The sequence below is a fragment of the Variovorax sp. V15 genome (assembly GCF_041154425.1).
GTDB lineage: Bacteria > Pseudomonadota > Gammaproteobacteria > Burkholderiales > Burkholderiaceae_C > Variovorax > Variovorax guangxiensis.
On record NZ_AP028659.1, the window covers coordinates 2,858,354 to 2,882,425 of the forward strand.

A 24,072-nucleotide genomic window follows, 5' to 3' on the forward strand; every position below is an offset into this window, starting at 1 on the left:
GAGCGGACCGCACAACGCAACCGCAACTCCTATTTCGCAGCACCAGATTCGATTTCATGAGCATTCGAGCATTGCGCGCCACCTTCGGCCCCAACTGCCATTGGTGCGGCCTCCCGATGGATTTCAACGAGCCCTTCGGCCGGCCCGAGTCCGCCACCATCGAGCATCTGGTGGACTCGACCTTCGGCGGCGTCCGCTCCTCGAAGCACCGGCGGCTCGCGCATGCGGCCTGCAACCATGCGCGCAACGAGTTCCGGCAGCAGGCCGAGCGCCAGTTCGAGCAATGGATCGCCCAGCGCAAGGCCTCCGCGAAAACCCTGACTGAAAACCAGACAGCCGACTGAAATTCAGACATCGCGAGTGTTCTGATTTCAGCCGGAAGGCGCTTCTCTCGAATGGAGAAACGTTTGTTATCAATGGCTTAGCGGGTGGCACGAACTGTGCAATATTCAGTCACCTTTTTCAGGAGACAAAGAATGAACCGTCGCCACCTCGTCGCCCTGGCCGCGCTCGCCGCCTGCGCCTCGGCCGCCGCTCCCGCCTGGGCGCAGTCCAATGAAATCCGCATCGCCCATATCTACAGCAAGACCGGCGCGCTGGAAGCCTACGGCAAGCAGACGCAAACCGGCCTGATGATGGGCCTGAACTACGCCACCGGCGGCACGATGATGGTCAACGGCAAGAAGCTGGTGGTCATCGAGAAGGACGACCAGGGCAAGCCGGACCTGGGCAAGTCGCTGCTGGCGGCCGCCTACTCGGACGACAAGGCAGCGCTGGCCATCGGCCCGACGGCATCGGGCGTGGCGCTGGCCATGCTGCCGGTGGCCGAGGAATACAAGAAGATCCTGCTGGTCGAGCCCGCCGTTGCCGACTCGATCACCGGCGACAAGTGGAACAAGTACATCTTCCGTACCGGCCGCAATTCGAGCCAGGACGCGATCTCCAACGCCGTGGCCGTCGACAAGCCCGGAGTGACCGTGGCCACGCTGGCGCAGGACAACGCCTTCGGCCGCGACGGCGTGAAGGCCTTCGGCTCGGCGCTCAAGAAGGCCAAGCTGGTCCACGAGGAATACCTGCCGCCCGCCACCACCGACTTCACCGCCGGCGCGCAGCGCCTGATCGACAAGCTCAAGGACCAGCCGGGCCGCAAGATCATCTGGATCGTCTGGGCCGGCGCGGGCAACCCGTTCAAGATCGTCGACCTCGACCTCAAGCGCTACGGCATCGAGATCGCCACGGGCGGCAACATCCTGCCGGCCATGGCTGCCTACAAGGCGCTGCCGGGCATGGAAGGCGCGGCCTATTACTACTTCGGCATTCCGAAGAACCCGGTGAACGAGGCGATGGTGTCGGCCCACTACAAGGAATTCAAGACGCCGCCGGACTTCTTCACCGCCGGCGGCTTCTCCGCCGCGATGGCCGTGGTGACGGCGCTGAAGAAGACCAACGGCGACACCAGCACCAACAAGCTCATCAGCACCATGGAAGGCATGAGCTTCGACACGCCCAAGGGCAAGATGACCTTCCGCAAGGAAGACCACCAGGCGATGCAGTCGATGTACCACTTCAAGATCAAGGTCGACCCGGCGTTCGCCTGGGGCGTGCCGGAGCTGGTGCACGAGATCAAGCCCGAAGAGATGGACATCCCCATCAAAAATAAACGCTGAGCGCCACGGCGTAGATCGTTCCCCCTGACCCGCGCGGCGCCCGAGGAGCGCCGCCCCGTTTTCGCCTCGGATGGCCGCCGGGCGAAGCGCCAGCCTGCGCCTTTTTCTTCGCGGCGGCGTGAAGTTCCCACGGCCGATTCGATTCGTCAGTCAGCAAAGCAAACGTTCGATACCCACAACAGAAGGAGACAGCGATGCCAGCGATGAAATGGAAGAACTGGAAGGGACTCGCCGCGGCCGCGGCGATGACGGTGGCGGCGCATGCCGCCCAGGCGGCGGTGCCGCTTCCGGCGCTCGGCGCCAACCCGGCGGAGGTGAGCGTGTCGGGCCTGTCGGCCGGCGGCTTCATGGCGGTGCAACTGCACGTGGCGTACTCGGCCACCTTCAAGCGTGGCGCGGGCGTGGTGGCGGGCGGTCCGTACTACTGCGCCGAGGGTTCGGTGCTCAACGCCACGGGGCGCTGCATGACGCACAGCACCAGCATCCCGGTGGCGTCGCTGGTGAGCACCACCAACAGCTGGGCTTCCAGCGGTGCGATCGACCCGGTGTCGAACATGAGCAATTCCAAGGTCTACATGTTCTCGGGCACCTCGGACAACACCGTCAAGCAGGCGGTGATGGACGACCTCAAGACCTACTACCAGAGCTTCGTGCCCGCAGCCAACGTCGTCTACAAGAACAACATCGGCGCGGGCCACGCGATGGTCACCGACGACTACGGCAGCGCCTGCAGCACCACCGCAGCCCCCTACATCAACAACTGCGGCTTCGACCTCGCGGGCGAGATCCTCACGCAACTGTACGGCCCGCTGAACCCGCGCAACAACGGCACGCTGGGCGGCACCTTCACCGAGTTCAACCAGTCGGAGTTCATCAGCGGCCACGGCATGGCGGCCACCGGCTGGATCTACGTGCCGCAGGCCTGCACCACCGCCTCGTGCCGAGTGCACCTGGTGCTGCACGGCTGCAAGCAGAACTACAACGACGTGAGCGACCAGTACGTGCGCAAGACCGGCTACAACCGCTGGGCCGACACCAACAACATCGTGCTGATCTATCCGCAGACCAGCACCGCCGCCACCAACAGCTGCTGGGACTGGTGGGGCTACGACAACGCCAACTACGCGAAGAAGTCGGGCCCGCAGATGGCCGCGATGAAGGCGATGATCGACCGCGTCACCGGTTCCTCGGGCGGCAGCGGCCTGCCGGCTCCCACCGGCGTGGGCACATCGGGCGCCACCGCCAGCAGCATGGTGATCGCCTGGAACGCCGTGAGCGGCGCCAGCGGCTACAACGTGTACCGCGGCGGCAGCAAGGTCAATGCCTCGCCGGTGGCCGCCACCAGCTACACCGACACCGGCCTGGCCGCCTCGACCACCTACAGCTGGACCGTGGCCGCTCTGAACGCGAGCAATGTGGAGGGCGCCATGTCGTCGGCCGCGACCGGCACCACCACTGGCGGCGGCAGCGGCGGCACCTGCTATACCGCCAGCAACTACACGCACACCATTGCCGGGCGCGCCTATGCCCTGTACGGCTTCACTTATGCCTATGGCTCCAACCAGTCCATGGGCCTGTGGAACATCTACGTGACGACCACGCTGAAGCAGACGGGCCCCAACTACTACGTGATCGGCACCTGTTGAGGCTGGCCGGTCGTCCTTCCTGTTTTCCGATTCGCAATGACCAACGACGATGCTTGAGACCCGAGATCTGACCATCCGCTTCGGCGGGCACGTGGCCGTCAACAGCGTGAGCTGCGCCTTCGCGCCGGGCACGCTGACGGCCATCGTCGGCCCCAACGGCGCGGGCAAGACCACCTACTTCAACCTGATCTCGGGCCAGCTCAAGGCGAGCGCGGGCACCGTGTCGCTCGACGGGCATTCGTTGTCGGGCCTGTCCCCCTCCGCGCGCACGCACGCGGGGCTGGGGCGGGCCTTTCAGCTCACCAACCTGTTTCCCAACCTCACGGTGCTGGAGAACGTGCGCCTCGCGGTGCAGGCCACGCGCGAGGGCGCGCACCGGCGCGGTCTCAACCTGTGGAGCATCTGGAGCGACCACAAGGCGCTGACCGAGCGCGCCGACCAGATCCTGGCCGACGTCGCGCTCAAGTCGCGCGAGCACGCCACGGTGGCGAGCCTGCCGCACGGCGACCAGCGAAAGCTGGAGGTGGCGCTGCTGATGGCGCTGGAGCCCAAGGTCTTCATGTTCGACGAGCCCACGGCGGGCATGAACGCGGCCGAGGCGCCCGTCATCCTCGACCTGATCCGCAAGCTCAAGAAGGACAAGAGCAAGACCATCCTGCTGGTCGAGCACAAGATGGACGTGGTGCGCGAGCTCGCGGACCGCATCATCGTGCTGCACAACGGCACGCTGGTGGCCGATGGCGAACCCGCCGAGGTGATCGCCTCGCCGGTGGTGCAGGAGGCCTACCTGGGCGTCGCGAAGGAGGCCGCATGAGCACCAACAACCTGCTGACCCTCGAGGGCGTGCACACGCACATCGGGGCCTATCACATCCTCCACGGCGTCGACCTCGCCGTGCCGCGCGGCCAGCTCACCATGCTGCTGGGCCGCAACGGCGCGGGCAAGACGACCACGCTGCGCACCATCATGGGCCTGTGGCATGCGTCGCAGGGCAGGGTGCGCTTCGGCGAGAAAGAAATCACCACGCAGCACACGCCGCAGATCGCCGGCCTGGGCATCGCCTACGTGCCCGAGAACATGGGCATCTTCTCCGACCTCACGGTGAAGGAGAACATGCTGCTGGCCGCGCGCGGCGCCAAGAATGCCCAGCAGATCGACGACACGCGGCTGAAGTGGATCTTCAAGCTCTTTCCCGCGGTCGAGAAGTTCTGGAACCACCCGGCGGGCAAGCTCTCTGGCGGGCAGAAGCAGATGCTGGCCGTCTCGCGCGCCATCGTGGAGCCGCGCGAGCTTCTCATCATCGACGAGCCCAGCAAGGGCCTCGCGCCCGTGATGATCAACAACATGATCGACGCCTTCGCCGAGCTCAAGCGCAGCGGCGTGACGATCCTGCTGGTGGAGCAGAACATCAACTTCGCCCAGCGGCTGGGCGACACCGTCGCGGTGATGGACAACGGCCGGGTGGTGCACGCCGGCTCCATGGCGGAGTTCTCCGCCGACGCGCAACTTCAGCAATCTCTCTTGGGCCTCGCGCTATGACGATTTCCGTGTCTTGTTCCCTCTCCCGCTTGCGGGAGAGGGCTAGGGTGAGGGCAGGCGGCCTGTGCAACGGCCATGACCTCGTCTCGTCGCCGTCGGCCCTCACCCCAACCCTCTCCCGCAAGCGGGAGAGGGGGCAAGAGGAGGCGCAGCAATGAAAGCCCTCGACTTCGACTGGCGCCCGCTGCTCCTGGCCCCGGTGCTGGCGCTCGCCGCGTTGCCGCTCACCGGCTCCTTCTCGACCTGGCTCACGCTCACCGTGGCGGGGCTGGCGATGGGCATGATCATCTTCATCATCGCCTCGGGCCTCACGTTGGTGTTCGGCCTCATGGACGTGCTGAACTTCGGCCATGGCGTGTTCATCGCGCTGGGCGCCTTCGTGGCCAGCAGCGTGCTCGGCCTCATGGGCGACTGGACCGGCTCGGGCGAGTTGTGGCGCAACCTCGTCGCGGTGTTTCCGGCGATGCTGGTCGCGATGGCGGTGGCCGGCGCGGTAGGGCTGGCCTTCGAGCGCTTCATCGTGCGGCCGGTGTACGGCCAGCACCTGAAGCAGATCCTCATCACGATGGGCGGCATGATCATCGGCGAGGAACTCATCAAGGTGATCTGGGGCCCGGCGCAGATTCCGCTGCCGCTGCCCGAGGCGCTGCGCGGCTCGCTGCTGGTGGGCGACGCGGCCATCAGCAAGTACCGCCTGCTCGCGGTGGCCGTGGGCGTTGTCGTGTTCGGCGTGCTCGCATGGACACTGGGGCGCACCAAGATCGGCCTGCTCATCCGCGCGGGCGTGCAAGACCGTGAAATGGTCGAGTCGCTGGGCTACCGCATCGGGCGGCTCTTCGTTGGCGTGTTCGTGGTCGGCAGTGCGCTGGCCGGACTGGGCGGCGTGATGTGGGGCCTCTTCCAGCAGAACCTGGTGCCGCAGATGGGTGCGCAGGTCAACGTGCTGATCTTCATCGTCATCATCATCGGCGGGCTGGGCTCGACGGGTGGGGCGCTCATCGGCGCGCTGCTGGTGGGGCTGATGACCAACTACGTGGGCTTCCTGCTGCCCACGCTCACCCAGTTCGCGAGCATCTTCCTGATGGTGGCCGTGCTGCTGTGGCGCCCGCAGGGCGTGTACCCGGTGGCGAACCGCTGAAGAGGAGGACGAAAACATGTTCCTGAAGCGACTCCTCTCCAACGACATGCCCCGCAGCCGGCTGCTCGCCGTGCTGCTGCTGGCGGTGTTCATCGCGCTGGCCTTCGCGCCATTCATCTTCCCCGGCGTGAAGGCGCTGAGCGTGGCGGCCAAGATCCTGGTGTTCGTGGTGCTGGTGGCCAGCTTCGACCTGCTGCTGGGCTACACCGGCATCGTGAGCTTCGCGCACACCATGTTCTTCGGCATCGGGGCCTACGGCATCGCCATCTCGGCCTCGAGGCTCGGGCCGAACTGGGGCGCGGTGCTGGTCGGGCTGGGCGCGTCGCTGGCGATCTCGCTGGTGCTGTCGTTCGCCATCGGCCTCTTCTCGCTGCGGGTGCGCGCGATCTTCTTCGCCATGATCACACTGGCCGTGGCTTCGGCCTTCCAGACGCTGGCTTCGCAGCTTTCCGACTTCACCGGCGGCGAGGATGGCCTGACCTTCAAGCTGCCCGAGCTGATCTCGCCGAGCTTCGAGTTCGCGGAAGAGCCTTTCCTCGGCGTTTCGCTCGACAGCAGGCTGCTTTGCTACTACCTGCTGTTCGTGGCGGCGGTGGTGCTGGTGCTGGCGCTGCTGCGCATCGTGAACTCGCCCTTCGGCCGCGTGCTGCAGGCCATCCGCGAGAACGAGTTCCGGGCCGAGGCCATCGGCTACCGCGTGGTGGTCTACCGCACCACGGCCGCCGTGCTGTCGGCGCTCTTCGCCACGCTGGCCGGCGCGATGCTGGCGATCTGGCTGCGCTACAACGGGCCGGATACCTCGCTGAGCTTCGAGATCATGATCGACGTGCTGCTGATCGTGGTGATCGGCGGCATGGGCACCATCTACGGCGCGGCCATCGGCGCGGTGCTGTTCGTGGTGGCGCAGAGTTATCTGCAGGACCTGCTGCGCATCGGCAACGAGGCCGCCAGCGGCCTGCCATGGCTGGCCGCGCTGCTGTCGCCCGACCGCTGGCTGCTGTGGCTGGGCGTGCTGTTCGTGCTGTCCGTCTATTACTTCCCGACTGGCATCGTCGGAAAACTGCGTGCAAGGGCTGCGCGATGAGCGACAACAACAATCTGATTCCGCTTTCCCGCTACGCGCAGCTCGCCGGCCGCGAGATCCATTGGCTCGAATGGGGCTCGCCCGAGGCGCCCGTGGTCATCGCCTGGCATGGCCTTGCGCGCACAGGGCGCGACATGGACGAACTGGCGCAGCACTTCGCCTCGCGCGGCTTCCGCGTGATCTGCCCCGACACCATCGGCCGCGGCCTGAGCCAGTGGAGCCCGCTGCCGGACGAGGAATACAAGCTCTCGTTCTATGCGCGCATCGCCAATGCGCTTTGCGACGAGCTGCGGCTCGGGCGGGTGCACTGGGTCGGCACCTCGATGGGCGGCGCCATCGGCACCGTCTGCGCCTCGGGCCTGTTCGAGCCGCGCATGAAGGCGCGCATCGCGAGCCTGGTGCTCAACGACAATGCGCCCGAGCTGGCGCAGCCGGCCATCGAGCGCATCCGCGCCTATGCGGGCGAGCCGCCGGCCTTCGACACGGTGGCCGAACTCGAAGCCTTCTTCCGCACGGTCTACAAGCCCTACGGCTGGCTCAGCGACGCGCAATGGCGCCGGCTGACCGAGACCTCCACGCGCCGGCTGCCCGACGGCCGCGTGACGCCGCACTACGACCCGGCCATGGTCCGGCAGTTCAGCGCGCACGACAACGACTACCTGATCTGGCCGCACTACGACGCCATCGAGGTGCCGGTGCTGTGCCTGCGCGGAGCCGAGTCCGACCTGGTGTTGCCGGGCGTGGTCGAGGAGATGAAGCGGCGCGGTCCCGGCGCGGCCGGTCGGCTGCGGGTGATCGAAGTTCCTGCCTGCGGTCACGCGCCCGCGCTGAACGTGCCGGAACAGCTTGATCCCGTCGAGGGGTTTATCCGCGCCGCCGGCCGCTGAGGCAGCGGCGGCGTGACAATCGCCGCCCACCTCAACCACAAGGCCGATCACAGGCCTCGAACACCATGGCGCTCTCGATGTACGACCTGTCCGTGCCCGTCTTCACGCGCGGACTCGGCCAGCTCACCCATATCCTCGACAAGAGCCTCGCGCATGCGAAGGCCAACGGCATCGACCCGGCCGAGCTGGTCGATGCACGCCTCGCGCCCGACATGCTCACGCTGGCCGGCCAGATCCAGCGCGCCAGCGATGCCTCCAAGCTCGGCACGGCCCGCATCGCCGGCGTCACCGCGCCTAGCTTCCCCGACGAGGAAAAGACCTGGGACGACCTGGTCGCGCGCATCGCGAAGACGCAGGACTTCCTGGCAACGGTCGACCGCGCGCTGATCGACGGCCACGAAGACCGCGCGGTGACCATCAAGACCCGCGAAGGCGAGGCGACCTTCACGGCGCAGCGCTATCTGCTGCAGTTCGCAGTGCCCAATTTCTTCTTCCACGTGACCACGGCCTACGACGTGCTGCGCCACAAGGGCATGCCCATCGGCAAGATGGACTACCTGGGCAAGTTCTGACCTGGGCGGCCCATCACGCCGCCGGGACAAAGTTCAAATTGCCGTGACACATGCGCACGCAGCGCGTGCGCCGCGAACAATCGCGCCTGACCGCTGTCGGTCTGACACACGAGCGAGGTTTGCGATCATGAACATGATGTCCAGAAGGGCGTTCTCGGGGCTCGCCGCAGGTGCCTCCGCCCTGGCGGCAGCCGCGGGTGGCGCCTGGCCGGCACGCAGCGCGCTGGCCGCCTCGCCGGGGCTGCGCGACTACGGCAAGGCCCCCGAATTCACTGGTATCGACAAGTGGCTCAACTCCGAGCCGCTCACCATGAAGGGGCTGTCCGGCAAGGTGGTGCTGGTCGACTTCTGGACTTATTCCTGCATCAACTGCATTCGCACGCTGCCGCACGTGGTGCGCTGGTACGAGACGTACAAGGACCGGGGCTTCACCGTGGTGGGCGTGCATTCGCCCGAGTTCGCCTACGAGAAGCTCACGCGCAACGTGCAGGACGCGATCGAGCGCTTCAACATCCGCTACCCGGTGGCGCAGGACAACGGATTCGCCACCTGGCGGGCCTACAGCAACCAGTACTGGCCCGCGTTCTACCTGGCCGACAGCAGCGGGCAGGTGATGCGGCAGCATTTCGGCGAAGGGGAGTACGCCGAGATGGAGGCTGCGATCCAGGCGCTGCTGGCACGCAGGCCGGCAGCCTGAGCCAGGATCAATTTGCCGATTCGAGGATGCGCCGTACCGCCGCCTTGCCCGCGGGCGTGAGCACCGGGCCGAGCTCGGCGTAGGGCACTTCGATCTCGATCTCGCAGCCGTTGCCGTAGGCGGGCTGGGCGAAGCGCATGCCCTTGGCTTCCAGCGTCAGGTCGTAGTAGGCGTCTTCTTCGTAGTTGGACCGGCAGCTGTCCTCGGCCTTCGACGCGTCGATGCCCGCGTAGCGGAACAGGAAGCGGCGCAGCTTCGGCGTCATCGAGCCGCCTCCGGTGCCGGATAGCCGTCCCTCGGCCGGACGCGCCTTCGACAGCGAGCGCAGGCCGAACCAGGACCATGGGTCGACCTGCTTGCCCGTCTGCAGGTCCCAGGTGCGATGGAACCAGGAGATCCCGTTGCGGCCCATGCCGGCCGCCCAGGTGTAGTTGCGGATGCTGAGCCACTGCGAGCTCCAATACGAAGGATCGGCGGTGTTCTCGTCTTCCGCCGGTACGCCGACTCGCCCGAGGAACTCGCGGCGCTTGTCGAAGTACTCCTTGATCGTGTCCTTGCTGGTGTCGAAGTCGCGGCGCAGCTCGCGGTTGATGGCTGCCAGCGTGGGCTCGGGGCCGGAGAGTTCGATGGTTTCCTGGCCGGCGAAGCGCAGGCGGCGGAAGCTGCGGCCGGGCGCGAATTCTTCTTTCTTCCCGGTCTCGATCTTCGGCGGCGTTTCGAGCAGGCCCGCATAGCCGTCGCTGCCGCAGGCCTTGTCGCCACCCGTGGCGTCGGACAGGTCGAGCCGGATGGGCAGCGTCACGGGCGCACCCTTCACGCTCTTCCAGGTGCCGGTCAGCGTGTTGCCCTTGGCGGGGTCGAGCGACCACAGGCCGGTGTCGCCGGCTTCATGCCAGAAGCTGTCTTTCTCGACGCGGCTCAGCGGGATCGCCTTCTTGTACTGCTTGTAGAAGTAGCTGCCGCTCGGGAACTCGGCGTTGAAGCAGGCCACGATGGCCTTGGTGCCGAGCGTGCCTTCCCACACGCCCTTGGGCACTTCGGCGGTTCCGGCTGCGCGGGCCATGAAGGGCACCAGCAGAAAAAGGCCACCGAGGGCGTGCAGAGATTTCATGGCTTGCGTGCGGAGATCGAATACATGAGCGGAATGCGCGGCATGCCCTCGGGCGGTGCCATGCGGCGCCCGCCGATGTCGCGCATGCCTTCGAAGGGCTTCCAGCCGTTGGCGTACGGGTATTCGTCGAGCCGTTCGATGACGAGGCCGGCCTGCGACAGTGCGGTCGTCACCTGGCCCACGCCCCAAGTGAACTCGAAGCTGGGGTGCGGGTTGCTGAAGTTCTCCACGCCGCGCTCGTAGCCTTCGCGCACCAGGCCGTCGCCGGAATCGGCCACGTAGTCGCCCACGCCTTCCTCGGGCACGGGGGCTTCGTTGAAGTAGTCGTAGTGGAACTTCCAGGCCGGGTCGAACACCAGCGCGAAAGGGTGGAACTCGACGAAGACGAAGCGGCCGCCGGGCTTGAGCATCTGCGCCACTCCGCGCGCCCAGGCGGGGATGTCGGAGAGCCAGCACAGCGTGCCGTACGAGCAGAAGACGATGTCGTGCTTCTCGCCGCGTGCCTGCGCGTCGCGGAAGTAGTCGTAGACATCCGAGCGCACGAAGCGCGCCGCGATGCCCGACTGCTGCGAGAGCCGCGTCGCGAAGTCGACGGCCTCGTCGGAGATGTCCACGCCCGTCACCTCGGCGCCGAGGCGCGCGATGCTCAGGCTGTCCTGTCCGGCGTTGCACTGCAGGTGCAGCACAGACAGGCCTTTCACGTCACCGAGCAGGCGGGCTTCTTCGGGGAAGAGGGTGGAGCCGCCCTTGCGGAAGAAGGCGGCCTGATCGCCCTTGTGGCTGTTGTGTGCGACGGTGGCCGCGTTCCACGAGAGCCGGTTGGCTTCGTGCAGATCCTGTTTCATGGGGTGGTGTTCGTTCTTTGCGTGGGCCAGCCCGCCAGGTTGCGTTCGGCGATGCCCGCGAGCGCGGTGATCCATGCCGGGCTGTCGTTGAGGCAGGGGATGTAGCTGAAGGCTTCGCCGCCCGCGTGCAGGAAGGCTTCGCGGCCTTCCATGGCGATTTCTTCGAGCGTCTCGAGGCAGTCGGCCGGGAAGCCCGGGCAGACCACGTCGACGCGCTTCACGCCGGAGGCGCCGAGTTCGCGCAGCGTGGGCTCGGTGTAGGGTTCCAGCCATTTGGCCTTGCCGAAGCGCGACTGGAAGGTCACGCGGTACTGGGCACTCGAAAGACCCAGCCGCGCTGCGAGCAGGCGTGCGGTTTCGGTGCACTGCGCCTGGTACGGATCGCCCAGCGCGATGTTGCGCGCGGGAATGCCGTGGAAGCTCATCAGCAGCACCTCGCCGCGGCCTTCGGTTTTCCAGTGCTTCTCGATGCTCTGCGCGAGCGCCTCGATGTAGGCCGGGTCGTCGTGGTAGTCGTTGACGAAGCGGAACTCGGGCACGCGGCGCTGCTTGCGGCTCCACGCGTTCACCGCGTCGATCACGCTCGCGGTGGTGGTGCCCGAATACTGGGGGTAGGCCTGCAGCACCAGCACGCGGGTGGCGCCTTCGGCCTGCAGCGCGTCGAGCCGGGAGGCGATGGAGGGGCTGGCGTAGCGCATCGCGTCGCGCACCCCCACGTGGTGGCCGCGCTCGCCTAGCCAGCCGGCCAGCAGCGTGGCCTGCTTCTGCGTCCACACTTTCAGCGGCGAGCCTTCGCGCATCCAGATGCTCGCGTACTTGGCGGCTGACTTGGCAGGCCGCGTGCGAAGAATGATGCCGTGCAGGATCGGCGCCCAGAGCAGCTTCGGGATCTCGACCACGCGGGGGTCGCCCAGGAAGTCGGCGAGGTAGGGGCGCACGGCTGCTGCTGTGGGGGCATCAGGTGAGCCGAGGTTGCACCAGAGCACTGCGGTGCGCGGGGTACTCGGGGGAGCGTTCTCGTGAGTCGAAGGCATGCGATATTCTCGGGCATGACTTCCGCTTCCCCGGCGCCCGCGGGCGCCGCGCCTCTCGATCTCAAGCGCATCTCGGCGATCTCGCTGGACCTCGACGACACCCTCTGGCCGATCTGGCCGACCATCGAACGCGCCGAGGCCGTGCTGCATGCGTGGCTGCTGCGCGAGGCGCCCAAGACGGCCAGCCTGCTGATGACGCCGGGCATCCTGCGTGAGCTGCGCGAAGCCACCGCCAAGGAGCGTTCGGATCTCGCGCATGACCTGAGCGCGCTGCGCCGCGAATCGATCCGCACAGCGCTCGTGCGGGCCGGCGAAGACCCGGCGCTGGCCGACCCGGCCTTCGACGTCTTCTTTGCCGAGCGCCAGCGCGTGACGCTCTACGACGACGCGCTTCCGGCGCTGAAGTGGCTCAGCGAGCGCTATCCGCTGGTGGCGATCTCCAACGGCAACGCCGACATCCAGAAGACCGGCGTGGGCCGCTGGTTCCGCACCGCCTTCAACGCGCGCGCCTTCGGCAGCGGCAAGCCGCACGCGCCGATCTTCCGCGCCGCGGCCGCATCGGTCGGCCTGCTGCCCAGGGACGTGCTGCACGTGGGCGACGATGCCGAGCTGGACGTGGTCGGCGCGCTCAACGCCGGCATGCAGGCCGCCTGGCTGGTGCGGGACGAGCGGCCCTGGGTGCACGGTGCGCGGCCGCAGCTGATCGTGCCCAACCTGCACGCGCTGTGCGTGGCGCTGGGCGGCTGAGGGCTAGGCGAAGACTGGTCTGAAGAAGCTGCGCTCGTAGCTCACGATGCAGCGGGTTTCCTCCGCGTACTTGAATGCGGCCTGGCATTCCGGGTCCTGCATCGAGTCGGCACGGTACTTCTCATAGGCGGCCAGGCTCGGGAATGTGAACATCGCCAGCGCCACGTTGTTCGTGCCCTCCGAGGGCAGGAAGTAGCCGTGGTGCTTGCCGCCGAACTTCTCGACCAGCGGAATCCAGAGCTTGCCGTAGTGCTCGAATTCCTTGAGCTTGTAGGCGTCGACGATGTAGCGCAGGTAGCAGGTGACCATGGGAGTCCGTCTTTCGGGATGGGGGTAGAGGGGTATTGGCGCGGCGTATGCAGCCGCGCGCGGGGCTGACTATAGTTTCCGGGCTGTTGTCCCAAACCTCCGCGGCCTTGCGCCGGACAGGAACCCCGAAGTGCATCTCTCCAACTGGCTTCTGTTTTGCGGCGTCACGCTGCTCGTCGTCTTCACACCCGGGCCGGCCGTGCTGCTCGCGGTCTCGAACTCGATGAGCGTCGGCCCGCGACGGGCAATGATCAGTTCGCTGGGCAACGCTGCCGGGCTTTTCATGGTGTCGGCCGCTGCGATGGCGGGGTTGGGCGTGGTGCTCTCCACCTCGGCGCATGCCTTCATGGTGCTGAAGCTGGCCGGTGCGGCCTACCTGATCTACCTGGGCATCAAGCAATGGCGCAGCCAGGGCAGCGTTTTCGCCGACGTGCAGGGCGGTCCGTCCGACGGCACTCCGCGTTCGAGCTGGCGCCTCTTCGGCCACGGGATGACGGTCGCGCTGACCAATCCCAAGGGCATCCTTTTCTTCTCGGCCCTGTTCCCGCAGTTCCTGACGCAGGACGCACCCATCCTCACGCAGTTCGCGGTGCTGACCGGCACCTTCGCCGCTGCCTCGGTGGTCGCCCACTCGTTCTATGTGCTGCTGGCGCGCCTGTTGCGCAAGCAGCTTTCCGATCCGCGCCGCACGCGCATCTTCAACAAGGTGTCGGGCGGGGCCTTCGTGCTGCTGGGGCTTAGCCTGCTTCGGCTGCGCAACAAGGCGGCCTGATCTCGCCTTTTCTCAGTCGAGCCCGAAGCGCTCGCGCAGCGCCGTGCAGAAGTCGGCGGTGCCGCTGATCGAGAGGGTAATAGTGTCGTAGCGCGGATCGTCCTCGCTCGATTGCTGCAGGTCGTAGCCCCACAGGCCGCCTTCGTCGAGGGCGCCGCGTGCATCCGGAAAGGCGGCCTCGGCCCAGGCCAGTACGCGGGCGACTTCGGCCCGTACTTCGGGCGTCTTGTCGGGCGAGGTCGAGGCCATGGCGTCGAAGGTGCCGTGGCCTTCGGTGTCTTCGCTGTAGTCGAAGTCGAGATAGCGCAGTCCGGTCGTCATGGCGTCGATTCAGTTCAATGATCTGGCGGCGGCGAGCCCGCTGAGCACCGCGCCTTCGAGCGTGGCGGGGTAGGGGCCTTCGATGTAGTCGCCGCAGGCCTGCAGGCCCGGCGCGATGGACGATGACGGCCGCACGAGGCCGGGCGTGCAGGCGAAGGTGGCGCGCTTCTCGACCACGGTCTGCACCAGTTGCAGGTTCGATTGGCCCAGCTGCGCGGCGGCTTGCGCGATGACCTTTTCTTCCAGCACCTCGCGCGATGCCTCGTTCGCGCTCACGACCATCGCGAGCACGCCCTGCAGGCCGCCGAGTTGGCTCCTGTCGAAAACGAACTGGGCCGGCGCCGTGGCCGGATGGCTGCGCAGCGCGAGCATCGGCTCCGCAAGCGGCCTGGCGCCGCGCACGTAGACAGTGGCGATGGCCTCGAAGCGCAGCGCCTCGGTGGTCTCGCACCAGCGATCCGCCGGCAGGCCCGAGGCGCGGACCAGCCGTGCTGCATCCCACGGAGCGCAGGCCAGCACGAGCTGATCGAAAGCGTCTCCGTCGACCAGCCACTGCCCGGCTTCGGATGCGATGGCACGCACGCGCGTGCCGATGCGCACCGTGGCGCCTTGCCGTGTCAGCCAGCGGATCGCGGCATCGGGCAGCAGCGCGCCCAAGTCGGCGCGCGGCAGCAACAGGTCGGCGCCGCCGCTTCCGCTGAAGAGCGCGTCCTTCAGCACGCGCAGGAAGACTTCGCCGCTCGACTGCGCCACGGGCGTGTTGAGCGCCGAAACGCACAGCGGTTCGATCAGCTCCCGCATCACGCGCGGAGTGAGCCCGGCGCACAGATCGGCAACCGTCGTGCCGCCGGCACAGCGAAAGCCCGAAAGCCTCCAGCCGATGGCGGTGCGCAGCAACGACGACTTGTCGCGCCACGTCCAGCCCCGCGCCGTGAAGATGCCCGCCAGCAGGTCGAGCGGCGCAGGCAGCCGAGGCAGCTTCAGCCCGCCGCCATCGGCAAAGCGCAGCGAAAGAGGCAGCCGCAGCAGCACGCCTTCGACATCGACGCCGACGTCGCGCATCAGCTGCAGCGTGGCGGTGTACGCACCGATCAGGATGTGCTGGCCGTTGTCCAGCGCCAGCCCGTGCATGTTGTCGACACGCCGCGCCCGGCCGCCCGGCATGTGCGCCGCCTCGAACAGCGTGACGGCATGGCCGAGCCGCGTGGCCTCTACCGCGCAGGCAAGGCCGGCCCAGCCGGCGCCGATGACGGCGGTCTTCTTCCTGGTCAAGCTCAGATTCGTCCGAGGGCCTGAACCTTCCACGCCAGCCAGAACTTGCGCACCGGCGTCAGGCTCACGCGCTGGTTCAGCACCTGGAAGTTGTCGCGTTCGATCTCCCGCAGCAGGGTGCGGTAGATGCTGGCCATCATCAGGCCGGGCTTCTGCGAGCGGCGGTCGGCCCGGGGGAGCAGGGCGAGCGCTTCGTCGTAGGCGGCGTGGGCGCGGGCGGCCTGGAACTTCATGAGTTCGACGAAACGCTCGGAGTGCACGCGGTTCAGGATCTCGTGCGCCTTCACGTCGAACTTCTGCAGTTCGTTGACCGGCAGGTAGATGCGGCCGCGCAGCGCGTCCTCGCCCACGTCGCGCAGGATGTTGGTGAGCTGCAGCGCCAGGCCCAGCTTGTGGGCGTAAGCGGTGGTCTGGGCGTCGGTCTGGCCGAAGATGCGGGCGGCGACCTCGCCGACCACGCCGGCCACGAGGTGGCAATAGCGAGAGAGGCCCTGGAAGTCGAGGTAGCGCGTCTGTTCGAGGTCCATCTGGCAGCCGTCGATCACCTCGTTGAGCTGGCGTGCCTCGATGCCATAAGCCGCGGCATGCGGCATCAGCGCCTGCATCACCGGATGGCGCGGCGTGCCCGCGAAGGACTGCGAGACCTCGGTGCGCCACCAGGCGAGCTTGGTGGCGGCCACGCCGAGGTCGCTGACCTCGTCGACCACGTCGTCGACTTCCCGGCAGAAGGCATAGAAGGCGGTGATCGCGGCGCGGCGCGGCTTGGGAAGGAACAGGAAGGCGTAATAGAAACTGCTGCCCGAGGCGGCGGCCTTGTCTTGCACGTATTGCTCGGGGGTCATCGGGGAGGCGCTGCTTTCATGGGGCGTGATTGTCTCCGCATCCGCACGGCCTTCCAGAGCAGCACCGGCGCGTCGAGCTTGCCGATGGCGGGGCGCTGCGTGAAGGTGTCGAAGCCCAGGTCCTGGATCTTGTCGAGGATGCGCAGGCCGCCCTGCACCACGAGGCGCAGCTCCCAGCCGGCGCGGCCGGGCAGGCGGTGCACGAGGGGGGCGCCCTCGTTCATGAGTTCGCGCGCCCAGTAAGACACGACTGCTATCAGATTGATAGCTTCCTGCGGAGGCTCCGCGCGCGAGAGCGGCGCGAAGACCTTGAAGTGCTCGGGCGAGAGGCCGCGCCGGTCGCAGTCGGTCAGCGGAAAGTAGAAGCGGCCGCGCGGAAGGTCGACACTCGGGTCCTGCCAGAAATTGATGAGCTGCAGCGCGCTGCAGATCGCGTCGCTCTGCGCCAGGGCCTCGGCGTCGTGCACGCCGTAGAGATGCAGCAGCAGGCGCCCGACGGGATTGGCGGAGCGGCGGCAGTAGTCGAGCAGTTCGGCGCGGTCGGCGTAGGTGCCGCGGTCGCGGGTTTTCTCGATGTCCTGCATGAAGGCGCTCAGCAGGTCGGCGAGCAGGTCTTCGGGCAGGCCGTGGCGGGCGATGCTGTGGGCCAGCGGACCGAAGACCTGGGGCCAGCGCGATCCGGGCAGCACTTCGCCGCGGGCAGCCGAGGCGAGTTCTGCGCGATAGGCGCGCAGGTCGGCCAGGCGCTCGGCGGGCGAGGCGCTGCCTTCGTCGGCGATGTCGTCGGCGGTGCGCGCGAAGTGGTAGATCGCCGCGATCGGCGGGCGCAGATGCGGCGGGCACAGCCACGAGGCTACGGGGAAGTTCTCGTAGTGCGCAGGCGGCGCGGCATGTTGGGGAGTGGCGGACACGCCACGATTGTCCGCGACGGCGCAATGCCCCCGCACTATGCTCGCAGCGTCGCCACTACGAACTCCCCGCTTCATGAAAGCATCCGCTCCGGCTTCCGGGTCCCAGGTTTCTGCGTACGGCGAGGCGGCGCACCCGACGGGCCCGGCGCTCATGGTGGCGGCGCTGGGCGTCGTGTTCGGCGACATCGGCACCTCGCCGCTGTACGCCTTCAAGGAAACGATGAACCCCGAACACGGCGTGCCGTTCACGCCCGATTCGGTGCTGGGGCTGCTCTCGCTGATCTTCTGGGGGCTGATGTTCGTGGTCACGCTGAAGTACGTGGTGTTCGTGCTGCGCGCCGACCACGATGGCGAGGGCGGCATTCTGGCGCTGCAGGCGCTCGCGCGCAGCGCCGTCGCGGGGCCGAAGACAAAGCCGTGGGTGTGGAACGCCATCGGGCTGCTGGGCCTGGTGGGTGCGGCCATGTTCTACGGCGACAGCCTGATCACGCCGGCCATCTCGGTGCTGTCGGCGGTCGAGGGGCTGGAGGTGCAGGCGCCGGTGCTGCAGCGCGCGGTGCTGCCGATCACGGTGGCGATCCTGATCGCGCTTTTCATGGTGCAGAAGAAGGGCACCGGCACGGTGGGCAAGATATTCGGGCCGGTCATGCTGCTGTGGTTCATCGTGCTGGCGGCGGCCGGCGCGTGGCAGGTGCTGCAGCAGCCGCAGGTGCTGGCGGCGCTCGATCCGCGGCGCGCCTTCGGCTTCCTGATCGAGCACCGGGCGCAGTCGCTGGCGGTGCTGGGCGCGGTGTTCCTGGCTTTCACGGGCGGCGAGGCGCTGTATGCCGACATGGGGCATTTCGGCGCGAAGCCGATCCGGCTGGCGTGGCTCTTCATCGCGCTACCGGGGCTGGTGCTGAACTACTTCGGGCAGGGCGCGCTGGTGCTGGCGAACCCGGCGGCCATCGACAACCCGTTCTTCCGGCTCTTTCCCTCGTGGGGCGTGCTGCCGATGGTGGTGCTGGCCGCGATGGCGACCGTGATCGCCTCGCAGGCGGTGATTTCGGGCGCGTTCTCGCTCACGGCGCATGCCATGCGCATGGGCTACCTGCCTCGCATGCGGGTGATTCAGACTTCGGGCGCGGCCATCGGGCAGATCTACGTGCCGGCGGTCAACTGGCTGCTGATGGTGGGCGTGCTGCTGCTGGTGCTGGGCTTTCGCAGTTCGGGGGCGCTGTCGGCGGCATACGGCATCGCGGTGTCGATCACGATGGTGACGACGACGCTTCTGGCCGGCATCGTGGCCTGGGGCCTGTGGCGCTGGAACAAGGTGGCGGTGGTGATCGGCGTGACGGCCTTCGCGGTGGTCGACCTGACCTTCGTGATCGCCAACAGCCTGAAGGTGGCCGAGGGCGGCTGGCTCACGCTGGCGGTGGCGGCCGTGGTGATGGTGCTCTTCACCACCTGGTCGAAGGGGCGCCGGCTGGGGCTGGAGGCTGCCGCGGCCGAGAGCCTGCCGCTGCGGCCCTTCGTCGAGTCGCTGGCGCAGCACATGCCGCACCGGGTGAGCGGAACGGCCGTGTTCCTGAACCCCGATGCCACGGCGGTGCCGCATGCGCTGCTGCACAACCTCAAGCACAACCAGGTGCTGCACGAGCAGGTGATCGTGCTGCGCGTGCTGGCCTGCGACACGCCGCGCGTCGACGCGCGCATCCGCATCGAGGCCGAGCAGCTGATGGAGGGCATCTGGATGGTCACGGCGCGCCACGGCTTCATGGAGCGGCCCGACGTGCCGGAATTCATCCGCATCCTGGCCTACCAGAAGACGCTGGCGATCGATTCGATGAAGACCTCGTACTTCGTCTCGCGCGCCTCGGTGGGCGAGGAGAACCTGCCGGGCATGAACCCGATCCGGCGGGCGCTTTTCGGCTGGCTGCAGCGCAACGCAGGCCGGGCATCCGACTACTTTGAACTGCCCGACAACCGTCTCGTGGAGATGGGCCAGCGCACCTAGTTTTTCGGCGGCCGGCCGCCCTAGTGACCAACGGGTCATTGACACTGGTTCACGTTTACCCTAGATTACTAACCAGTGGGTCAGTAATGGCCCGGTTCGTCCTACCAGGGTGTCTCATGACCGCCTCCACCGTCTCCCCGTTCCGTGTGCGCAGCGCCGCCTGGCTGCTGCTTCCCGCCGTGCTGCTGGCCGGCTGCTCTCCAAAGCCCGCGGCCGAAGACCCGGTGCGGGCGGTCAAATTCGTGACCGTGGGGACTAGCGAATTCGATGCCCAGCCCGAGTTCTCGGCCGAGGTGCGAGCTCGCGTCGAATCGCGCCTGGGCTTCCGCGTGGGGGGCAAGATCACGAAGCGCCAGGCCGAGCTCGGCCAGCATGTGCAGGCCGGGCAGGTTCTGGCCCAGCTCGATCCGCAGGACTACCGCCTTGCCGCCGAAGCCGCACGGGCCCAGCAGGCCGCGGCGCTGACCAATCGTGACCTCGCGGCTGCAGACCTCAAGCGCTACACCGAACTGCGGTCGCAGAACTTCATCAGCGGCGCCGAGCTGGAGCGCCGCGAAACCACCTGGAAGGCCGCGCAGGCTCAGCTCGAGCAGGCGCAGGCGCAACTGGCCTCGCAGGGCAACCAGGCCAACTACACGACGCTGGTGGCCGACGTGGCCGGCATCGTCACCGCCATCGAGGCCGAGCCCGGCCAGGTCGTGCAGGCCGGCACACCGGTCGTGCGCATCGCCCAGGACGGCTCGCGCGACGTGGTGTTCGCGGTGCCTGAAGACCGCGCCACGCTGATCAAGACCGGCTCGCCCGTCACGGTGCGCGGCTGGTCCGGCGGCAATGAACTGCAGGGCCAGGTGCGAGAGGTGGCGGCCAGCGCCGATGCCGTCACGCGCACCTACTCGGTCAAGGTTTCCATCGACGCCGCTACCGCGCCCCCTCTGGGCGCCACGGTCTATGCGCGTCCCCAGGCGCTGGCGCACGCCGGTGCCGCGGTGATGAAGCTGCCGACCAGCGCGCTGCGCCAGGAAGGCAAGGGCACGTCGGTGTGGGTGCTCGACAAGTCGACGATGACGGTGCGCTCGCAGCCCGTGCAGGTGGCCACCGCCGACGGCAATGAAGCCGTGATCGCCGGCGGCATCTCGCCCGGCATGATGGTCGTGGCCGCCGGCGTGCATGTGCTGTCGCCGGGGCAGAAGGTCACCATCTACCAGTCTCGCGAGGCGGCCGCGGCCGCCGCCAACGCAGGTGCCAAGGAGTCGGCCCAGCCCGTCACGGCTGTCGCGGCGACGAACAAGGAGATCGCAGCGGGTGCCGCCAAATGAGCGGCGGCGCGGCGAACCCCAACGACAAGCCCTCCGGCTTCAATCTCTCCAAATGGGCGCTGGACCACGCGCCCCTCACGCGCTACCTGATGGTGGTGCTGATGGTGCTGGGCGCCTTCGCGTACTTCCAGCTCGGGCAGGACGAGGACCCGCCGTTCACCTTCCGCGCGATGGTGGTGCGCACCTACTGGCCCGGCGCCACCGCGCAGCAGGTGGCCGAGCAGGTCACCGACAAGCTCGAGCGCACGCTGCAGGAGGCCCCGTACGCCGACAAGATCCGCAGCTACTCGAAGCCCGGCGAGTCTCAGATCATCTTCAACATCAAGGACTCGTCGAAGTCCACCGAGGTGGCCAACGTCTGGTACACGGTGCGCAAGAAGATCGGCGACATGCGTGCCACGCTGCCCGCCGGCGTGCAGGGACCGTTCTTCAATGACGACTTCGGCGACGTCTACGGCGTGATCTACGCGCTGGAGAGCGACGGCTTCAGCTATGCCGAGCTCAAGACGCTGGCCGATGACGTGCGCCAGCAGCTGCTGCGCGTGAAGGACGTGGCCAAGGTCGACCAGTTCGGCGTGCAGGACGAGAAGGTCTACATCGAGATATCGCAGAAGCGCCTGGCGCAGCTGGGGCTCGATTTCAACGCGGTGCTCTCGCAGCTCGGCTCGCAGAACGCCATCGAGAGCGCGGGCACCATCCAGTCGCCGCTCGACGTGGTGCAGGTGCGCGTGGCCGGCCAGTTCACCAGCGTCGACCAGCTGCGCGAGATGCCCATCCGCGGCAGCTCGGGCAACCAGCTCAAGCTCGGCGACATCGCCGACATCCACCGCGGCTATGTCGATCCGCCCTCGGTCAAGATGCATCACCAAGGCAAGGAAGTGATCGGCCTGGGCGTGTCGATGGCCAAGGGCGGGGACATCATCGCGCTGGGCAAGGCGCTGAAGGCGACCGCCGTGACCATCGGGCAGCGGCTGCCGGCCGGCGTGAAGCTGGCGCAGGTGCAGGACCAGCCGGTGGCGGTGGCGAGCTCGGTGAACGAGTTCGTGGGTGTGCTGATCGAGGCCGTGGCCATCGTGCTGGCCGTGAGCATCATCTCGCTCGGGCTGCACAAGGGCGGGCGCTTCGGCTGGTACATCGACATGCGCCCGGGCCTGGTGGTGGCCATCACCATTCCGCTGGTGCTGGCCGTGACCTTCCTGGCGATGAACTACTTCGGCATCGGGCTGCACAAGATATCGCTGGGCTCGCTCATCATCGCGCTGGGCCTGCTGGTGGACGACGCCATCATCGCGGTCGAGATGATGGTGCGGAAGATGGAGGAGGGCTACGACAAGGTCCGCGCAGCCACCTTCGCCTACGACGTGACGGCCAAGCCGATGCTCACGGGCACGCTCATCACCGCGGCGGGCTTCCTGCCGATCGGCATCGCCAAGTCGGTGACGGGCGAGTACACATTCGCCATCTTCGCGGTGACGGTGATCGCGCTGGTGCTGTCGTGGATCGTCTCGGTGTACTTCGTGCCCTACCTCGGCACGCTGCTGCTCAAGGTGAAGCCGCACGACGCGAACGCGCCGCCGCACGAGCTCTTCGACACGCCGTTCTACAACGCCTTCCGCCGCTCGGTGAACTGGTGCGTGCAGCACCGCTGGATGACCATCGGCGCCACGGTGCTGATCTTCGCGCTGGGCATCGTCGGCATGGGCAAGGTGCAGCAGCAGTTCTTCCCGGATTCGAGCCGGCCGGAAATCCTGGTCGACCTCTGGTTCCCCGAGGGCACCTCGTTCACCGCGAACGAGGAAGTGGCCAGGCGCGTCGAGAAGCGTGTGATGCAGGAGGCCGGCGTGAGCACCGTCAGCACCTGGATCGGCTCCGGCGTGCCGCGCTTCTACCTGCCGCTGGACCAGGTGTTTCCGCAGACCAACGTCTCGCAGCTGATCGTGCTGGCCAAGGACCTGAAGGTGCGCGAGACCCTGCGCATCAAGCTGCCGCAGGTGCTGGCGCAGGAATTCCCCGAGGTGCGCGGCCGCGTCAAGCTGCTGCCCAACGGGCCGCCGGTGCCGTACCCGGTGCAGTTCCGCGTGATCGGCCCCGACCCGGCGCTGCTGCGCGGCCATGCGGACGAGGTGAAGGCCGTGCTGCGCGACAACGCCAACATGCGCGGCGTGAACGACAACTGGAACGAATCGGTGAAGGTGATCCGCCTCGAGATCGACCAGGCCAAGGCGCGCGCGCTCGGCGTGACCAGCCAGGCCATCGCGCAGGCTTCCAAGACCATGTTCAGCGGCACCACCGTGGGCCAGTACCGCGAGAACGACCTGCTGATCGACATCGTGCTGCGCCAGGCGCCCGACGAGCGCCAGGCCATCTCGGACATCGGCAACGCCTACATCCCGACGGCCTCGGGTCGCTCGATCCCGCTCACGCAGATCGCCAAGCCGGTGTTCACCTGGGAGCCGGGCGTGATGTGGCGCGAGAACCGCGACTACGCCATCACCGTGCAGGGCGACGTGGTCGAGGGCCTGCAGGGCGCGACCGTGACCGATCAGCTGCTTCCGAAGCTGCGCGAGCTGGAAGCCGGCTGGGTCGCGGCCGGGCAGGGCGCCTACCGCATCGAGGTAGCCGGGGCGGTGGAGGAAAGCAGCAAGGGCTCGGCCTCCATCGTGGCGGGCGTGCCGATCATGCTGTTCCTGGTGTTCACGCTGCTGATGCTGCAGCTGCACAGCTTCAGCCGCTCGCTGCTGGTGTTCATTACCGGCCCGATGGGCATCGCCGGCGTGGCGGGCGCGCTGCTGGTGCTGAACCGGCCCTTCGGCTTCGTCGCACTGCTTGGTGTGATCGCGCTGATGGGCATGATCCAGCGCAACGCGGTGATCCTGATCGACCAGATCGAGCTCGACCGCGCGGCGGGTGTGCCGGCGTGGGACGCGATCGTGGAGTCGGCGGTACGCCGCCTGCGGCCCATCGTGCTGACCGCGGCCGCGGCGGTACTGGCGATGATCCCGCTGTCGCGCAGCGTGTTCTGGGGGCCGATGGCCGTCGCCATCATGGGCGGGCTGATCGTGGCAACGGTATTGACCCTGCTGGCGCTGCCGGCGATGTATGCCGCCGCATTCCGTGTGAAGCGCGAGCCGGAAGCGGCCCCGATTAGCGTTTAAAATCGCTGGCTGACCGATTTCAAGCGGATGGTCTTTGGCCCACGGGAATCCGTGGTGCGAAAAGCCCGTCCGCTTTTGCATTCACCTGAAAAAAGATTGGCATCGCGCGGGTGGCGAAATTGGTAGACGCACCAGGTTTAGGTCCTGACGTTCGCAAGAACGTGCCGGTTCGAGTCCGGCCCCGCGCACCAGCCCTGCTATGTAGCCTGAT

Annotated in this window: 23 protein-coding genes and 1 tRNA gene; 16 read left to right on the forward strand and 8 right to left on the reverse strand. The window is 67.4% G+C overall.

Annotation, left to right across the window (positions count from 1 at the left end; all coding sequences use genetic code 11):
* Positions 1-56: 56 nt before the first annotated feature.
* From ACAM57_RS13395 to ACAM57_RS13440, 10 genes are all read left to right on the forward strand, one after another.
* Entirely contained in the window at positions 57-344 is a 288-nt protein-coding gene (locus ACAM57_RS13395; protein ID WP_369661982.1) for a hypothetical protein, read from the forward strand.
* Between the two features lie 132 nt (positions 345-476).
* Entirely contained in the window at positions 477-1,667 is a 1,191-nt protein-coding gene (locus tag ACAM57_RS13400) for a substrate-binding domain-containing protein (RefSeq protein WP_126023894.1), read from the forward strand.
* A 194-nt stretch (positions 1,668-1,861) separates the two neighbouring features.
* Positions 1,862-3,313 (forward strand): PHB depolymerase family esterase, encoded by a 1,452-nt coding sequence (locus tag ACAM57_RS13405; protein WP_369661983.1) that lies wholly within the window; start codon positions 1,862-1,864, stop codon positions 3,311-3,313.
* 49 nt (positions 3,314-3,362) lie between these two features.
* Positions 3,363-4,127, forward strand: coding sequence for an ABC transporter ATP-binding protein (locus ACAM57_RS13410; protein ID WP_184637390.1), 765 nt, complete (start codon positions 3,363-3,365; stop codon positions 4,125-4,127).
* Positions 4,124-4,852 (forward strand): ABC transporter ATP-binding protein, encoded by a 729-nt coding sequence (locus tag ACAM57_RS13415; protein ID WP_369661984.1) that lies wholly within the window; start codon positions 4,124-4,126, stop codon positions 4,850-4,852. Before ACAM57_RS13410 ends, ACAM57_RS13415 begins: the two co-directional genes overlap by 4 nt.
* A gap of 154 nt (positions 4,853-5,006) precedes the next feature.
* Positions 5,007-5,990 carry a branched-chain amino acid ABC transporter permease gene (locus ACAM57_RS13420; RefSeq protein ID WP_126023898.1) on the forward strand — a complete coding sequence of 328 codons (984 nt, stop codon included), beginning with the start codon at positions 5,007-5,009 and terminating at the stop codon, positions 5,988-5,990.
* A gap of 16 nt (positions 5,991-6,006) precedes the next feature.
* Positions 6,007-7,074, forward strand: a complete 1,068-nt coding sequence (locus ACAM57_RS13425; RefSeq protein WP_369661985.1) for a branched-chain amino acid ABC transporter permease — start codon at positions 6,007-6,009, stop codon at positions 7,072-7,074.
* Positions 7,071-7,961 (forward strand): alpha/beta fold hydrolase, encoded by an 891-nt coding sequence (locus ACAM57_RS13430; RefSeq protein ID WP_369661986.1) that lies wholly within the window; start codon positions 7,071-7,073, stop codon positions 7,959-7,961. Before ACAM57_RS13425 ends, ACAM57_RS13430 begins: the two co-directional genes overlap by 4 nt.
* Positions 7,962-8,026: 65 nt before the next feature.
* Positions 8,027-8,533 carry a DUF1993 family protein gene (locus ACAM57_RS13435; RefSeq protein ID WP_369661987.1) on the forward strand — a complete coding sequence of 169 codons (507 nt, stop codon included), beginning with the start codon at positions 8,027-8,029 and terminating at the stop codon, positions 8,531-8,533.
* Positions 8,534-8,666: 133 nt separating this feature from the next.
* The gene (locus tag ACAM57_RS13440) at positions 8,667-9,230 is read left to right on the forward strand and encodes a thioredoxin family protein (protein ID WP_369662432.1); all 564 of its coding nucleotides are present in this window, start codon (positions 8,667-8,669) and stop codon (positions 9,228-9,230) included.
* A gap of 7 nt (positions 9,231-9,237) precedes the next feature.
* Here ACAM57_RS13440 and ACAM57_RS13445 read toward each other — a convergent pair whose 3' ends face one another.
* From ACAM57_RS13445 to hemH, 3 genes are read right to left on the reverse strand one after another with little or no spacing between them, the layout of a single operon-like run.
* A complete protein-coding gene (locus ACAM57_RS13445) occupies positions 9,238-10,341 on the reverse strand; it encodes a hypothetical protein (protein ID WP_369661988.1) in 1,104 nt (367 codons plus the stop codon).
* Complete coding sequence (locus tag ACAM57_RS13450) at positions 10,338-11,186, reverse strand: class I SAM-dependent methyltransferase (RefSeq protein WP_369661989.1); 849 nt, start codon at positions 11,184-11,186, stop codon at positions 10,338-10,340. The genes ACAM57_RS13445 and ACAM57_RS13450 overlap by 4 nt, the downstream gene beginning before the upstream one ends.
* On the reverse strand, positions 11,183-12,220 hold the full coding sequence (gene hemH / locus ACAM57_RS13455; protein ID WP_369661990.1) for a ferrochelatase: 1,038 nt from the start codon (positions 12,218-12,220) through the stop codon (positions 11,183-11,185). The genes ACAM57_RS13450 and hemH overlap by 4 nt, the downstream gene beginning before the upstream one ends.
* A gap of 15 nt (positions 12,221-12,235) precedes the next feature.
* Between hemH and ACAM57_RS13460 the strand changes: the two genes are divergently transcribed.
* A complete protein-coding gene (locus tag ACAM57_RS13460) occupies positions 12,236-12,967 on the forward strand; it encodes an HAD family hydrolase (protein ID WP_369661991.1) in 732 nt (243 codons plus the stop codon).
* Positions 12,968-12,970: 3 nt separating this feature from the next.
* On the opposite strand, the gene ACAM57_RS13465 is transcribed toward ACAM57_RS13460, so the two are convergent.
* Complete coding sequence (locus ACAM57_RS13465) at positions 12,971-13,276, reverse strand: NIPSNAP family protein (RefSeq protein WP_126023905.1); 306 nt, start codon at positions 13,274-13,276, stop codon at positions 12,971-12,973.
* A 130-nt stretch (positions 13,277-13,406) separates the two neighbouring features.
* On the opposite strand from ACAM57_RS13465, the gene ACAM57_RS13470 reads away from it, so the two are divergent.
* Complete coding sequence (locus ACAM57_RS13470; RefSeq protein WP_369661992.1) at positions 13,407-14,048, forward strand: LysE family translocator; 642 nt, start codon at positions 13,407-13,409, stop codon at positions 14,046-14,048.
* 12 nt (positions 14,049-14,060) lie between these two features.
* Here ACAM57_RS13470 and ACAM57_RS13475 read toward each other — a convergent pair whose 3' ends face one another.
* The 4 genes from ACAM57_RS13475 to hpnC are packed head-to-tail and all read right to left on the reverse strand — an operon-like array spanning position 14,061 to position 17,394.
* Complete coding sequence (locus ACAM57_RS13475) at positions 14,061-14,369, reverse strand: hypothetical protein (protein WP_369661993.1); 309 nt, start codon at positions 14,367-14,369, stop codon at positions 14,061-14,063.
* Between the two features lie 9 nt (positions 14,370-14,378).
* Positions 14,379-15,641 (reverse strand): hydroxysqualene dehydroxylase HpnE, encoded by a 1,263-nt coding sequence (gene hpnE, locus ACAM57_RS13480; RefSeq protein ID WP_369661994.1) that lies wholly within the window; start codon positions 15,639-15,641, stop codon positions 14,379-14,381.
* A 2-nt stretch (positions 15,642-15,643) separates the two neighbouring features.
* The gene (hpnD, locus tag ACAM57_RS13485; protein WP_369661995.1) at positions 15,644-16,483 is read right to left on the reverse strand and encodes a presqualene diphosphate synthase HpnD; all 840 of its coding nucleotides are present in this window, start codon (positions 16,481-16,483) and stop codon (positions 15,644-15,646) included.
* Positions 16,480-17,394 (reverse strand): squalene synthase HpnC, encoded by a 915-nt coding sequence (gene hpnC / locus ACAM57_RS13490; RefSeq protein WP_369661996.1) that lies wholly within the window; start codon positions 17,392-17,394, stop codon positions 16,480-16,482. Before hpnC ends, hpnD begins: the two co-directional genes overlap by 4 nt.
* A gap of 151 nt (positions 17,395-17,545) precedes the next feature.
* Here hpnC and ACAM57_RS13495 point away from each other — a divergent pair, with 151 nt between their 5' ends.
* From ACAM57_RS13495 to ACAM57_RS13510, 4 genes are all read left to right on the forward strand, one after another.
* Complete coding sequence (locus ACAM57_RS13495) at positions 17,546-19,390, forward strand: potassium transporter Kup (protein ID WP_369662433.1); 1,845 nt, start codon at positions 17,546-17,548, stop codon at positions 19,388-19,390.
* Between the two features lie 116 nt (positions 19,391-19,506).
* The gene (locus ACAM57_RS13500; RefSeq protein ID WP_369661997.1) at positions 19,507-20,706 is read left to right on the forward strand and encodes an efflux RND transporter periplasmic adaptor subunit; all 1,200 of its coding nucleotides are present in this window, start codon (positions 19,507-19,509) and stop codon (positions 20,704-20,706) included.
* Positions 20,703-23,861 carry an efflux RND transporter permease subunit gene (locus tag ACAM57_RS13505; protein WP_369661998.1) on the forward strand — a complete coding sequence of 1,053 codons (3,159 nt, stop codon included), beginning with the start codon at positions 20,703-20,705 and terminating at the stop codon, positions 23,859-23,861. Before ACAM57_RS13500 ends, ACAM57_RS13505 begins: the two co-directional genes overlap by 4 nt.
* A 104-nt stretch (positions 23,862-23,965) precedes the next feature.
* Positions 23,966-24,052 (forward strand) — tRNA-Leu (locus ACAM57_RS13510).
* Positions 24,053-24,072 lie beyond the last annotated feature (20 nt).